We start from the raw sequence: 12,764 nt of genomic DNA, 5'->3' as shown, positions 1-12,764 counted from the left end.
ACATCTTGCCGACTGCCGGTGTCAGGCGGGCAAGGTGGCCGCCATCAGGAGTTGAGCGGCCTCGCGGGCGCGGGTCGCCGGGACGGCCGATTCGGTGAAGGCCGAGGTGGTGATGGCGCCTTCGCTGAGCAGGATCAGGTAGTCCGCGAGGCGCTGCGGATCCGGCGCACCGGCTGCTGCTGCCAGCTCCTTGAGCGCGTGGTTGAAGCCTGTCTTGTGCCGCCGCGCCAGCTCGGCGACCTGGGGTGAGACGGTGCCGAGCTCGCCGAAGGAGTTGATGAAGGCGCAGCCGCGGAAGGTCTTCTCCATGAACCAGGTGTGCAGGAAGTCGAACACCGCCAGGATCCGCTCGCGCGGGTCGGTCGCGGCTTCCACGTGCTCGGCGAGCATCGTTTTCCACTGCAGGTCTCGCTTGTCCAGGTAGGCCTCGATCAGGTGGTCCTTGGACGGGAAGAGCTGGTAGAGCCGCTTCAGCGAGACGCCGGACGCGTTCCGGATGGCGTCCATCCCGACCGCCTGCACGCCGCGCTCGTAGAAGAGCGCGTCCGCCGCGGCCAGCACCTGCTGCTGGGCGGTCGCTGTGTCGATCGTCATAGGCCCTTCCTCCGGGGTCGGGGTTGCGGTGAGAACCATCGTTCTCCTACAGTACTGGACATCGGTCGAGAACGCTCGTTCTCCACCGCCGGATCTGTAGAGGAGTCCTTCGATGACCGTTCTGGAGCCTGCCGCCCAAGCTTTCGCCGACGCCACCAGCGTCCCGCCGTTCCTGTTCCAGCTGCCGCCGGACGAGGGTCGCAAGGCCGTCGACGAGGTGCAGACCACCGACTACCCGAAGCTCGCCGTCGACGAGGAATGGCTGACTGTCCCCGACGGCAACGTCAAGGTCCGGATCGTCCGCCCGGCCGGCGTTGCGGGTCCACTGCCGGTGGTGCTCTACATCCACGGCGCCGGGTGGGTCTTCGGCAACGCGCACACCCATGACCGGCTGGTCCGCGAACTGGCCGTCGGCGCCGGCGCGGCGGTGGTCTTCCCGGAGTACGACCGGTCGCCGGAGGCGCAGTACCCGATCGCGCTGGAGCAGAACTACGCGGCCGCCCGCTGGATCGTTGCTTCCGGCAAGGAACACGATCTGGACGCGAGTCGGCTGGCGATCGCGGGTGACTCCGTGGGTGGCAACCTGGCGGCCGCGGTGACGCTGCTCGCGAAGGAGCGCGGGGATGTGACCTTCAACCAGCAGGTGCTGTTCTACCCGGTCACCGACGCGTCGTTCGACACGGCGTCCTACCACGAATTTGCCGAAGGCTACTTCCTGCAGCGCGAGGGCATGAAGTGGTTCTGGGATCAGTACACCAAGGATGAGGCCGAGCGGAACCAGATCACCGCGTCGCCGCTGCGCGCGAGCCTCGAGCAGCTCCGCGGATTGCCGACCGCACTGGTGATCACCGGCGAAGCCGACGTACTGCGGGACGAGGGCGAGGCGTATGCGGCCAAGCTCCGCGAGGCTGGCGTGGCGGTCACCGCGGTCCGGTTCGGTGGGGTCATCCACGACTTCGTGATGGTCGACGCGCTTCGCGACACCAATGCCGCCGAGGCCGCGATCAACCTCGCCATCAGCACGCTGCGCAACGCCCTCGCCTGACGATCACCCGCCTGGCGAGTGCTGCCCTGATGCCCGCTAGTCGCCGGCGCTGACTTTCTCCAGCTCGGCGTAGGCGGCTGCGAGTTTCGGTAGCGTGTAGTGGGCGTTGAGGCCGCTGGGGTTGGGCAGGATCCAAACTCTCGTCGCGCCGATCCGCCTGGCTTGCTCGCCCATCGCCGCCTTCCGCTCCCCGAAGGCGTCCCGGTACGCCGTGACGCCGACCACCGCGAGCCACTGTGGTTGGTAGGTGAGCACCTTCTGGACCAGGTTCTCGCCGCCGGCGATCAGCTCGGCCGTGGTCAACTCGTCGGCCCGCGCCGACGGCCGGTCGACCACGTTGGTGATCCCGAGGTCGAGCCCCAGCAGTTCCTTCTGCTCATCCGGCCGGAACAACCGCGGCGTGAATCCCGCCAGGTGCAAGGCCGGCCAGAACCGATTCCCCGGCCTGGCGAAGTGATGCCCGGTCTCCGCCGAGATCAACCCGGGATTGATCCCGCAGAACAGCACCCGCAACCCCGGCCTGACCACATCACCCAATGCCTGCACCCCAAAACCCTAGCCTCGCCGCCCGGCCCGGACCGCCACCACTCATAAACTCCGCCCAGGCAGCCCGATCCGGAGCACGCTGAGCGTAGAGGCGGGCAGGAGAGTGAGGTTCGTGAGTGCTGGCGGTCCGTCAACCAACGGTTGACGAGCGACCATCGTCAACCTACAGTTGACGATATGACCCCTGGACCCGACCTTCAGCAGCTCATCGACACGATCCGCGAGGACGCCGGCAGCAACGAGGTCCTCGACCAGCTCGGCACGGCCGCGAGCACCATCAATGAACTGACCAGCACCAGTGACGCCGCCCTCGGCTACTTCGTCGACCGGGCTCGTGGGGCCGGCAAGTCGTGGGTCGAGATCAGCGCGGTGCTCGGCGTGAGCAAGCAGGCTGCCCACAAGCGCTTCGCCGACTCCTGGACCGCCGCGGCCGTCCTCGAGCGATACACCCCGCGCACAAAGGCCGTGCTGGACGGAGCGAAAGAGGTCGCCCGTGGGATGAACCATCCGTTCATCGGCACCGAACACCTGCTGCTCGCCCTTTTCACGCAGCCCGAGTCGATCGTGACCCGCATCCTCGTCGCACACGGCATCACCGAAGAGGCAGTCGCCAAGGCCGTCGCCCCAAGAAGTCCGGCCAAGGCGGCCGGTGCGCCGAAGGATGTCGAAGCCGCGCTGTCGGCCGAGAACCCGCCGTACACGCGTAAGGCCGCGCATGTCCTCCAGGGCGCGGTCGCCGAAGCGCTCGTCCTCGGCCACAACTACGTCGGCACCGAGCACCTGCTGCTTGCCTTCTACCGCGACTCGGCCAGCCTCGCCACCGAGGTCTTGCGTGAGCTCGGACTGGACGAAGCGGCCGCCGCCGAGGCGGTCCGGGCCGCAATCGAGGAGGTGACGCAAGCCAAGTAGGTTTGCCGCATGCCTGACTGGACAACCCGGCTCGCCCAGCTCGCAACCGAAAGCGGAGTGCCCGGCGCGGTACTCGGGATCTGGGCCGACGGTGAGCAGACCATCGCGCCGTACGGCGTATTGAATCGCAACACCGGCCTCGAGGTGACAGCCGACTCGGTCTTCCAAGTCGGCTCGATCAGCAAGATCTGGACGGCGACCCTCGTCGCGCAGTTGGTTGCTGACGGCAAATTGTCGTACGACGACGCCGTCGTCGAGCTGTTGCCCGAAGCGCCGGTCGACGCGCGGATCACGGTCCGGCACCTGCTCACCCACCAGAGCGGTATCGACGGCGATCTCTTCACCGACACCGGCCGCGGCGACGACTGCGTCGAACGCTATGTCGCCCTGCTGGGCGAGGTGGAGCAACTGTTCGAGCCCGGTACGGCGTACTCGTACTGCAACGCCGGATTCGTCCTGCTCGGCCGAATCATCGAGGTCCTCGACAAGCGAACCTGGGACGCCACGCTCCAAGCTCGACTGATCGAACCGCTCGGCCTCCAGCAGACCATGACCCTGCCCGAGCAGGCGATCCTGCACCGCAACGCTCTCGGCCACACCGCCGACGGCGTACCGGTGAAGACCTGGAACCTGCCCCGCAGCATCGGGCCGGCCGGTTTGATCAGTGCAAGCGCCGGCGACCTGTTGCGCTTCGCCCAACTGCACCTGGATCAGTACGCCGAGATGCGCCAACCGCAGGCGCCGTTTCCTGGGGACGGGTTCGAGGCGATCGGGTTGGCGTGGCGACTCTATGACTGGTCAGGTCGCAAACTCTTCGGCCACGACGGCCAGACGGTGTCACAGCTCGCCTTCCTCCGCATCGACCCTGAGGCTCGCCTGGCCGTCTGCTTGCTGACGAACTCGGCCAACGCGCCCGCCCTTTTCGATCAGCTCGTCTCCGAGGTGTTCACGCACTCGGTGGGTGTCGCTGCCCCGCCACCGCCCGAACCCGTGGCCGGAGCAGCCGGGGGAGACGAGCACCTCGGCGTCTTTGAGCGTGCCGGGGTCGAAATGGAGGTACTTCGCCGCGACGGCCGGCTGCTAATGATCTATCGAGCCACCGGCGACCGACTTGCCTTCGCCGAGGAGCCGATCGTCGAGTACGAGCTGCATCTGACCGCGCCAGCCGACGGCAACCACTTCGTCACTCGCAGCGCACCCGGCCAGCCGTGGGTGCCACTGACCTTCACTCCGACGTATCTGTTCACCTCCGGCCGGGTGACTCCGCGCAGAACCGGTTGAGAGCAGCACTGGTTGAGATATGGCGGGCGTCGGCTGGAGTTGCGAGCTAACGTCGTCAGGGTGACTAGTGCACCCAATGATCTCCCTCGTAAGGCCGGCGAGCTTCGTGCTGCCGGATTCGTTCCCCGCTCCATCAAGGCCGAGATTCGCGACAACCTGCTGACAGAGTTGCGCACCGGTCGTGACCCGTGGCCCGGCATCGTCGGGTTCTCCCGCACGGTGATTCCCCAGCTCGAACGCGCCCTGCTGGCCGGCCACGACGTCGTCCTGCTCGGCGAGCGCGGCCAGGGCAAGACCCGCCTGCTCCGCACTCTCGTCGGTCTCCTCGATGAGTGGACCCCCGTGATCGAGGGCGCCGAACTGCCCGAGCACCCACTCGACCCGATCACTCCCGCGTCCAAACGACGCGCCGCCGAGCTCGGCGACGACCTGCCGGTCGCTTGGCTGCACCGCAGCCTCCGGTACGCCGAAAAGCTCGCGACGCCCGACACCTCGGTGGGTGACCTGATCGGCGACGTCGACCCGGTCAAGGTCGCCGAGGGCCGCAGTCTCGGCGATCCCGAGACGATCCACTTCGGTCTCGTACCGCGTGCGCACCGCGGCATCGTCGCCATCAACGAGTTGCCCGACCTGGCCGAGCGGATCCAGGTCGCGTTGCTGAACGTGATGGAGGAGCGCGACATCCAGGTTCGCGGGTACACGCTCCGGCTGCCGCTCGACGTGTTGCTGGTGGCAACGGCCAACCCCGAGGACTACACCAACCGCGGACGGATCATCACCCCGCTGAAGGACCGCTTCGGCGCGGAGGTACGGACGCACTACCCGCTCGACATCGACGCCGAGGTGGACGTCGTCCGGCAGGAGAGCCACCTCACCGCCGAGGTGGGGGAGCCGCTGCTGGAGATCCTCGCGCGCTTCGTGCGGCACCTGCGCGAGTCGACGGCGATCGACCAGCGCTCGGGTGTCTCCGCGCGCTTCGCGGTCGCCGCCGCCGAGACAGTCGCCGCCGCGGCGCTGCGCAGGTCGGCGATCACCGGCGAGGAGCCGGCCGTGGCAAGGCCGGTCGATCTCGAGGCAGTTCCCGCCGTACTGCGGGGCAAGCTCGAGTTCGAGCCGGGTGAGGAAGGGCGCGAGACCGAGCTGCTCGAATACCTTCTGCGCAGGTCCATCGCCGACACTGCCCGCGAGCGGTTCGCCGGACTCGACCTCACCCCGCTGGCGGATGCCGTTGCCCAAGGCCACCTTGTGACCACGGGCGAAAGGATCCCGGGACGCGACGTACTGGCGGCCCTTCCCGAGTTGCCCGTGCTGCACGATGTGGCGGCAAGAGCAGGTGTCGAAGCCGACGACTCACCCGGCCGAATCGCCGCCGCGATCGAGCTCGCACTGGAAGCCCTCTACCTGTCCAAACGACTAGCCAAAGACGCCGACGACGACACAACCGTCTACGGGATCTGACATGTCCGTCATACCGGAAGGCTGGTCGTACGGACCCTGGCATGAGGGTCCGGACCCGCTCGCCCCGCCGGTGGATCTGCGGGACGCGCTGGACGAGCTCGGCCGGGACGTGATGGCCGGCTCGTCACCGAGGTCCGCGCTGGAGGAGTTGCTCCGGCGCGGCACGCGCAACACCCAAGGGCTCGATGATCTGACTCGCAGGTTGTGGGAGCGGCGTCGCGAGATCCAGCGGCGGCACAACCTGGACGGTACTTTGCGCGACGTGCAGCGGTTGCTGGACGAAGCGCTCGAGGCCGAGCGGCGTGACCTGTTCCCGAACCCCTCCGACGATGCCCGCTTCCGCGAAGCACAGCTCGACGCGTTGCCGGTCGGTACCGCGGCCGCAGTACGGGAGCTGGCCAACTATGACTGGCAGTCGAGTGAGGCCAGGCAGAAGTACGAGGAGATCCGCGAGCTGCTCGGCCGGGAACTGCTCGGGTCGCGCTTCGAGGGAATGAAGGAGGCGCTGCAGAACACGACGCCGGAGGACGTCGAGCGGATCAACGAGATGCTGTCCGATCTCAATGCGCTGCTGGCGGCTCATGCACAGGGGCATCCGCAGATCGATCAGCTCTTCAGCGAGTTCATGGCCAAACACGGCGAGTTCTTCCCGGAGAACCCGCGCACGGTCGACGAGCTGATCGACGTACTGGCTGGTCGCGCGGCGGCCGCGCAGCGGATGCTCAACTCGATGACGCCGGAGCAGCGGGCCGAACTGGCTCAGCTCTCGCAGCAGGCGTTCGGCAATCCTCAGCTGTCCCAGCAGCTGGCGAATCTCGACGCTCAGCTGCAGGCGCTCAGGCCCGGCGAGGACTGGTCCGGGTCCGAGCGGATGAGTGGCGATGATCCGCTCGGGCTGGCCGAGGGTGCCCGGGCGATGTCCGATCTCGCCGAGCTGGATGCGCTGGCCGAGCAGTTGGCCCAGTCGTATCCGGGGGCGCGGCTGGAGGACATCGATCTGGATGCGCTGACCCAGCAGCTCGGTGACGAGGCGACGGTCGATGCACGCCGGCTGTCCGAGCTGGAGCGAGAGCTGCGCAACCAGGGGCTGCTCGAGCGCGCGCCCGATGGCACGTTGCAGCTGTCTCCGAAGGCGCTGCGGCAGCTCGGCCAGACAGCGCTCTCCGACGTACTGCGAACAGCGCGCGGTCAGTCCGGCGAACGTGACGCCGCCTCGGCGGGAGCGGCCGGCGAGCTGAGCGGGTCGACGCGAGCCTGGCAGTTCGGTGACACCCAGCCATGGGATGTGCCGCGGACGGTGCGCAACGCAGTACTGCGGACTGCTGGGGCCGGGCGTGATGGCTCGGTGCGGCTGGATGTGTCGGATGTCGAGATCGCCGAGACCGAGCATCGGGCGCGAGCCGCCGTCGCGTTGCTCGTCGACACGTCCTGGTCGATGGTGCAGGAAGGCCGCTGGCTGCCGATGAAGCGGACGGCGCTCGCCTTGCACCAGCTGATCTCGACCCGGTACCGCAACGACGCACTCCAGCTGATCACCTTCGGCCGGTACGCCGGTGTGGTGGAGCTGCCGCAGCTGATCGGAATGGAAGGCACCTGGGAACAGGGCACCAATGCGCACCACGCGCTGCTGCTGGCCGGCCGGCATTTGCGACGTCATCCAGACGCCCAGCCGGTGGTCCTGATGGTCACGGACGGGGAGCCGACTGCTCACCTGGAACCGGATGGCACCGCCGAGTTCGACTACCCGCCTCGACCGGCGACGCTGCGCAAGACGGTCGCGGAGGTGGACCGCCTCGCCAAGCTGGGCGCATCCCTCACCGTGTTCCGCCTGGGCGACGATCCACGGTTGAACGCGTTCGTCGACCTCCTCGCTCGCCGCAGTGGCGGCCGGGTGCTGGCCCCCGACGCAGACGGCCTCGGCGCGGCCGTCGTCGGCGACTACCTGAGGACCCGTCGCCGCCTCTGAAGTGGGGGCGAACCCACCAGAAGTGGGCTTGCACACCAAACAGCGGCCGTGAACACTGCAGACCTTGTTCACGGCCTCCGTTTGGTGTTCAAGCCCATCAGTGGTGGGCTTGCCCACCATCCGTCGGTGAAATGGGGATTTGTCCTGCGTTGTCAATGGGGTAAGGGTTTTCCGGTCGATGACATGTGGGCAGCGTCACCCTCACAGCGTGAGACCAGTGTTCAACTGGACTGTTTTTCTGCCTTACCCTGAAAAGACGCCCTCGCCATCGGAGTCGTCGGGCCAGCGGTCACCAAGCCGCGACCAGTCGCCGTCAACACCTCGGGCCCAAACCTCAGGGAGTCACCGTGCCGAAACTCGTCTACGACTTCACCGAAGGCAACAAGAGCATGCGGGAACTTCTCGGTGGCAAGGGGGCGAACCTCGCCGAGATGACCAATCTCGGCCTGCCGGTACCGCCCGGCTTCACCATCTCCACCGAGGCCTGCAAGGTCTTCCTCGCGACCGGCTCCGTGCCCCCTGAACTCGCCGACGAGATCGACCACCACGTCGACGCGTTGCAGCAGAAGATGGGCAAGAAGCTCGGCCAGGCCGACGACCCGCTGCTCGTCTCGGTCCGTTCCGGTGCCGCCGCGTCGATGCCCGGGATGATGGAGACGGTGCTCAACGTCGGCCTGAACGACGACTCGGTGAATGGTCTCGCGCACCACTCCGGCAATCCGCGGTTCGCCTGGGACGCCTATCGCCGGCTGATCCAGATGTTCGGCAAGACCGTGCTCGGGATGGAAGGCGACGTCTTCGAGGACGCGATCGAGGCGGCCAAGCAGGCCAAGGGCAGCAAGAACGACCTGGACCTGGACACCGACGACCTGCAGGCGCTCGTCGAGACCTTCAAGGGTGCCGTCAAGCAGCACACCGGCCGGGAGTTCCCGCAGGACCCGCGCGAGCAGATGGACCTCGCGATCGAGGCGGTCTTCGGCTCCTGGAACTCCGAGCGCGCGATCCTGTACCGCCGCCAGGAGCGGATCGCCAAAGACCTCGGCACGGCGGTGAACATCTGCTCGATGGTGTTCGGCAACCTCGGGATGGACTCCGGCACCGGCGTCGCCTTCACCCGCGACCCGGCCAGCGGCCAGCCCGGCGTGTACGGCGACTACCTGCAGAATGCTCAGGGCGAGGACGTCGTCGCGGGGATCCGCAACACGGTTCCGCTGGCCGATCTGGAGCAGATCGACAAGTCGTCGTACGACGATCTGATGGCGATCATGGCCAAACTCGAAGGGCACTATCGCGACCTGTGCGACATCGAGTTCACCGTCGAGCGCGGCAAGCTGTGGATGCTGCAGACGCGGGTTGGCAAGCGGACCGCGGGGGCGGCGTTCCGGATCGCGACCAGCCTGATCGACGAGGGCGTGATCGACACCGACGAGGCGCTGCGCCGGGTGAAGGGTGCGCAACTCGCCCAGCTGATGTTCCCGCGGTTCGACGGCGACGCGGCGAAAGACCTGGTCACCAAGGCGATCGGCGCCTCACCGGGTGCTGCCTCGGGCAAGGTCGTCTTCACCTCGGCCGCTGCCGTCGAGGCGGCCGGCCAGAGTGCGAAGGTCATCCTGGTACGCCGTGAGACGAACCCCGACGACCTGCACGGCATGATCGCCGCCCAGGGCGTGCTGACCAGCCGCGGCGGCAAGACCTCGCACGCGGCAGTAGTTGCCCGAGGCATGGGAAAGACGTGTGTCTGCGGGGCCGAGGAGCTCGAGGTCGATGTCTCCGCCCGCAAGATCAAGGTCAACGGTACGACGATCGCCGAGGGCGACGTGATCTCGATCGACGGCACCACCGGCGAGGTGTTCCTCGGCGAGGTACCGGTCGTACCGTCCCCGGTCGTCCAGTACTTCGAAGGGTCGCTCGCGGCTGACTCCGGCGACGAACTGGTCGCCGCCGTGCACCGGCTGATCACGCATGCGGACGAGACCCGGCGGCTCGGCGTACGGACCAATGCGGATACCGCGGATGACGCGGCCCGGGCGCGACGGTTCGGTGCCGAGGGCATCGGACTTTGCCGGACCGAGCACATGTTCCTGGGGGAGCGGCGCGAAGCGGTCGAGCGGCTGATCCTGGCCGATCAGGACAGCGAGCGTGAGGCGGCGCTGGCCGAGCTGGAACCCTTGCAGCGTCGGGATTTCCTGGAGTTGCTGACGGCAATGGACGGGCTGCCGGTGACGATCCGGCTGATCGATCCGCCGCTGCACGAGTTCCTTCCGTCGATGGAGGATCTGGCCGTCAAGGTGGCCGTCGCGGAGGAGCGTGGCGAGGACCCGGGCCGCGACAGGGAGTTGCTGGCCGCCGTTCAGCGTTTGCACGAGCAGAACCCGATGCTGGGTCTTCGAGGCGTCCGGCTCGGCCTTGTCGTCCCAGGGCTGTTCGCGATGCAGGTCCGCGCGATCGCGTCGGCCGCTGCCGAACTGCGTGCCCAGGGCAAGGATCCCCGGCCGGAGATCATGATCCCGCTGGTCGGCGCGGTGCAGGAACTGCAGCTGGCGCGTGACGAGGTGGACGCAGTCCTGGCCGAGGTGGACCGGGCGAGCGAAGGCGTCGAAGGAGTGGAGTGGAAGACGCCGATCGGGACGATGATCGAGTTGCCGCGAGCCGCGGTGATCGCGGACCAGATCGCCGAGGCGGCGGACTTCTTCTCCTTCGGGACCAACGACCTGACCCAGACGACCTGGGGTTTCAGCCGGGACGACGTCGAGGGCTCCTTCTTCACGCGGTATCTGGAGAAGGGCATCTTCGCGGTCTCCCCGTTCGAGTCGATCGACCGCGACGGCGTGGGCGCGCTGGTCCGGACCGGCGCCGAGTTGGGCCGCGCCGCCAAGCCCGACCTCAAGCTCGGCATCTGCGGTGAGCACGGCGGCGACCCCGACAGCATCCACTTCTTCCACGAAGTGGGCCTCGACTACGTCTCCTGCTCGCCTTTCCGCATCCCGGTCGCCCGCCTCGAAGCAGGCCGCGCCGCACTGGCCTGACCTGCACGGCGCCCCTTGACTTCGCGGCGTCGTGACGGACTGTACGGCTGTATCGGCGCTCTCATCGAGGTGGCGGGTGGCGTGATCACTGAGCGCTACCGGCCGGAACTGTTGGCAGCAATTCGACTTAACCAACCTCTTGCATCCGGCTGATCCGGTAGTCAAAATGACCGAGCGGGAAGGGCGATCACCGTCGACTTTAGGGTCCGACCTGAACCAGCCGCTGTGGCGGCTCGTGACGCCCTTCCCGCACCAACGTCGAATCGCGGCGGGGCTGTGGCTTCCCTTATAGGGTTGAGGCCATGGCCCTTTACGTGCTTCAGCTGAAATTCACCGACAACGACCGCCGGATGGAGGTCCGGCCGGCCCATCGGGAGTACCTGGGCGAACTGCACGCCGCCGGCAAGCTGCACACCGCCGGTCCGTTCACCGATCAGTCCGGCGCCTTGCTGATTTACGACGTCGCCGACGAGGCGGAAGTTCGCGACATCCTCGCCAAGGATCCGTACACCGCGGCCGACGTCTACGAGATCGCGTCGCTGCAGGAGTGGCAGCAGTTGTTCCCGCCGGCCTGAGCCCGGCGGGAGCAGTACCGGTCAGGCTTCGGTCGGCTCCAGCTCGAGGTAGTCGACGTAGGCCCACAGCCAGACGAGCGGGGCGAGCACCATCTCGGGCTCGCCCGTCTCGTCGTCGGCGACGAACAGCATCGACGCGTCGCCGTTCGAGATGTCCTCGAGCACCGCGGGGCAGACCTCGACCGCCGCGTCGAACGGCAGCACCTCCGGGCCGTTCTCCCACAGCGGCGCGGGCAACGGCAGGACCGGCGCCTCTTCGGTGCCGTCCATGTCGACGGAGACCTTCTGCAGCATCTCGTACAGGTCGTAGGAGATCAGCCCGGCCAGCGGGCTCCCGTCGATGCCGATCAGGTACGGATCGTCCGCGCCGGAGCGGAACGCGTCCCGCACCTCGGGGAACGCCGCCGGGAGATCCGTCACCTCGATGTACGGCGCCTCCGCAGGCTCCTCCTCCTCGACGCCTTCCTCCCCGAGCTCACCGCTGCGCATCTGGTCGAACGAGTGCAGCAGATCGCTCAGCTCACCGTAGGCGCCGCCGCCGGGAGCCGCCTGCGCCCGCTGCTCCAGGTCGCGCAGGTGCTCGACGAGGTCGTCCTCGAAGTGCAGGTCGTACTTCGGCAGGCCCAGCTGGCGGCCGGCGTTGATCTGCGCGACGAGCTGCGTCGAGATCGGTCCGAGCCGCTCGGCCAGCACCTCCAGTGGCGTGGTCGGCTTCTCCTCCTCGTCGTGCGCGCAGGAGTCGTCGTCGGTCTTGCCCTCGTTCTCCATCGCGAGCAGCACCGAGAACGCCGGGAACGCGATCAGGGCCGCCGTCGCGAGCATCCCGTCGCCGATCAGCATCAGCGGGTTGCCGCCCGCCTCGGTCCGGCGCAGGTGGTCGGGCAGCAGGACCGCCGCCTGGTCGACGTTCACCTGGCTGGCCAGGGAGGACAGGCCGTGGTCGGCGTCCACGCCGAGCTGCTCGACCAGGGTCTCGGAGCTCATGTCGAAGTTGGAGCGCAGATAGTAGCGCAACCAGCCGGCATCCACCGGGTTGCCCAGCAGTTCGGCGATCCGGGCGCGGAAGTCGGCGAGGTCGGCGATCGCCAGCACTACCAGCACCGGCTGGTCGCCGTCGCCGATCACGAGCGGCCGGGTGTCGCCGTTCTGGAAGCCGTCGATGACCTGATGCAGGCCGTCGGCGGCCGCTTCCAGCGGCCAGGATTCCGCCTCGAACTCGGTCACACCTGAGGTGGTGACGTCGTCGGGCATCGATTGTTCCTCTCCGGGCGGTCGGCGGGGTGAGCTAACTGTAGGACGCAGCAGTCGCACTGAGGGTTGGCGGGCCGGTGCGTCGTGACGTTGGCTACGCTGGCAGCGGCGGG

The 12,764-nt window shown here is 67.8% G+C and carries 10 protein-coding genes; 7 read left to right on the top strand and 3 right to left on the bottom strand.

Annotated features, from left to right (window positions below):
* Positions 1 to 21: 21 nt before the first annotated feature.
* Positions 22 to 594 (bottom strand): TetR/AcrR family transcriptional regulator, encoded by a 573-nt coding sequence (locus A3ES_RS0106520; RefSeq protein ID WP_020385979.1) that lies wholly within the window; start codon positions 592 to 594, stop codon positions 22 to 24.
* Positions 595 to 706: 112 nt separating this feature from the next.
* Here A3ES_RS0106520 and A3ES_RS0106515 point away from each other — a divergent pair, with 112 nt between their 5' ends.
* A complete protein-coding gene (locus A3ES_RS0106515; protein WP_020385978.1) occupies positions 707 to 1,639 on the top strand; it encodes an alpha/beta hydrolase in 933 nt (310 codons plus the stop codon).
* Between the two features lie 36 nt (positions 1,640 to 1,675).
* On the opposite strand, the gene mug is transcribed toward A3ES_RS0106515, so the two are convergent.
* The gene (mug, locus tag A3ES_RS0106510) at positions 1,676 to 2,185 is read right to left on the bottom strand and encodes a G/U mismatch-specific DNA glycosylase (RefSeq protein ID WP_083933227.1); all 510 of its coding nucleotides are present in this window, start codon (positions 2,183 to 2,185) and stop codon (positions 1,676 to 1,678) included.
* A gap of 177 nt (positions 2,186 to 2,362) precedes the next feature.
* Between mug and A3ES_RS0106505 the strand changes: the two genes are divergently transcribed.
* The 6 genes from A3ES_RS0106505 (at position 2,363) to A3ES_RS0106480 (ending at position 11,400) form a co-directional block, all read left to right on the top strand.
* Positions 2,363 to 3,094, top strand: coding sequence for a Clp protease N-terminal domain-containing protein (locus A3ES_RS0106505; RefSeq protein WP_020385976.1), 732 nt, complete (start codon positions 2,363 to 2,365; stop codon positions 3,092 to 3,094).
* Positions 3,095 to 3,103: 9 nt separating this feature from the next.
* Positions 3,104 to 4,375 carry a serine hydrolase domain-containing protein gene (locus A3ES_RS0106500; RefSeq protein ID WP_020385975.1) on the top strand — a complete coding sequence of 424 codons (1,272 nt, stop codon included), beginning with the start codon at positions 3,104 to 3,106 and terminating at the stop codon, positions 4,373 to 4,375.
* 60 nt (positions 4,376 to 4,435) lie between these two features.
* Positions 4,436 to 5,833 carry an ATP-binding protein gene (locus A3ES_RS0106495; RefSeq protein ID WP_020385974.1) on the top strand — a complete coding sequence of 466 codons (1,398 nt, stop codon included), beginning with the start codon at positions 4,436 to 4,438 and terminating at the stop codon, positions 5,831 to 5,833.
* A gap of 1 nt (position 5,834) precedes the next feature.
* Positions 5,835 to 7,799 carry a vWA domain-containing protein gene (locus A3ES_RS0106490; RefSeq protein WP_020385973.1) on the top strand — a complete coding sequence of 655 codons (1,965 nt, stop codon included), beginning with the start codon at positions 5,835 to 5,837 and terminating at the stop codon, positions 7,797 to 7,799.
* Between the two features lie 347 nt (positions 7,800 to 8,146).
* Positions 8,147 to 10,825: a pyruvate, phosphate dikinase gene (gene ppdK / locus A3ES_RS0106485; protein WP_020385972.1), complete on the top strand. Its 2,679-nt coding sequence runs from the start codon at positions 8,147 to 8,149 to the stop codon at positions 10,823 to 10,825.
* A gap of 302 nt (positions 10,826 to 11,127) precedes the next feature.
* Entirely contained in the window at positions 11,128 to 11,400 is a 273-nt protein-coding gene (locus A3ES_RS0106480) for a YciI family protein (protein WP_020385971.1), read from the top strand.
* Positions 11,401 to 11,421: 21 nt separating this feature from the next.
* Here A3ES_RS0106480 and A3ES_RS0106475 read toward each other — a convergent pair whose 3' ends face one another.
* Positions 11,422 to 12,651: a hypothetical protein gene (locus tag A3ES_RS0106475; protein ID WP_020385970.1), complete on the bottom strand. Its 1,230-nt coding sequence runs from the start codon at positions 12,649 to 12,651 to the stop codon at positions 11,422 to 11,424.
* Positions 12,652 to 12,764 lie beyond the last annotated feature (113 nt).

Origin of the sequence: Kribbella catacumbae DSM 19601, assembly GCF_000372465.1 — a bacterium.
GTDB classification, from domain to species: domain Bacteria; phylum Actinomycetota; class Actinomycetes; order Propionibacteriales; family Kribbellaceae; genus Kribbella; species Kribbella catacumbae.
The sequence above is the reverse complement of the archived record's forward strand: the minus strand, read 5'-3'. Positions and strand labels throughout refer to the sequence as shown.

Bases quoted from the DNA above. Each gene is read 5' to 3' on its own strand.
- A3ES_RS0106515 (WP_020385978.1), top strand. From the start codon at position 707: ATGACCGTTCTGGAGCCTGCCGCCCAAGCTTTCGCCGACGCCACCAGC.
- A3ES_RS0106490 (WP_020385973.1), top strand. From the start codon at position 5,835: ATGTCCGTCATACCGGAAGGCTGGTCGTACGGACCCTGGCATGAGGGT.
- A3ES_RS0106500 (WP_020385975.1), top strand. From the start codon at position 3,104: ATGCCTGACTGGACAACCCGGCTCGCCCAGCTCGCAACCGAAAGCGGA.
- A3ES_RS0106505 (WP_020385976.1), top strand. From the start codon at position 2,363: ATGACCCCTGGACCCGACCTTCAGCAGCTCATCGACACGATCCGCGAG.
- A3ES_RS0106475 (WP_020385970.1), bottom strand. From the start codon at position 12,651: ATGCCCGACGACGTCACCACCTCAGGTGTGACCGAGTTCGAGGCGGAA.
- A3ES_RS0106520 (WP_020385979.1), bottom strand. From the start codon at position 594: ATGACGATCGACACAGCGACCGCCCAGCAGCAGGTGCTGGCCGCGGCG.
- A3ES_RS0106480 (WP_020385971.1), top strand. From the start codon at position 11,128: ATGGCCCTTTACGTGCTTCAGCTGAAATTCACCGACAACGACCGCCGG.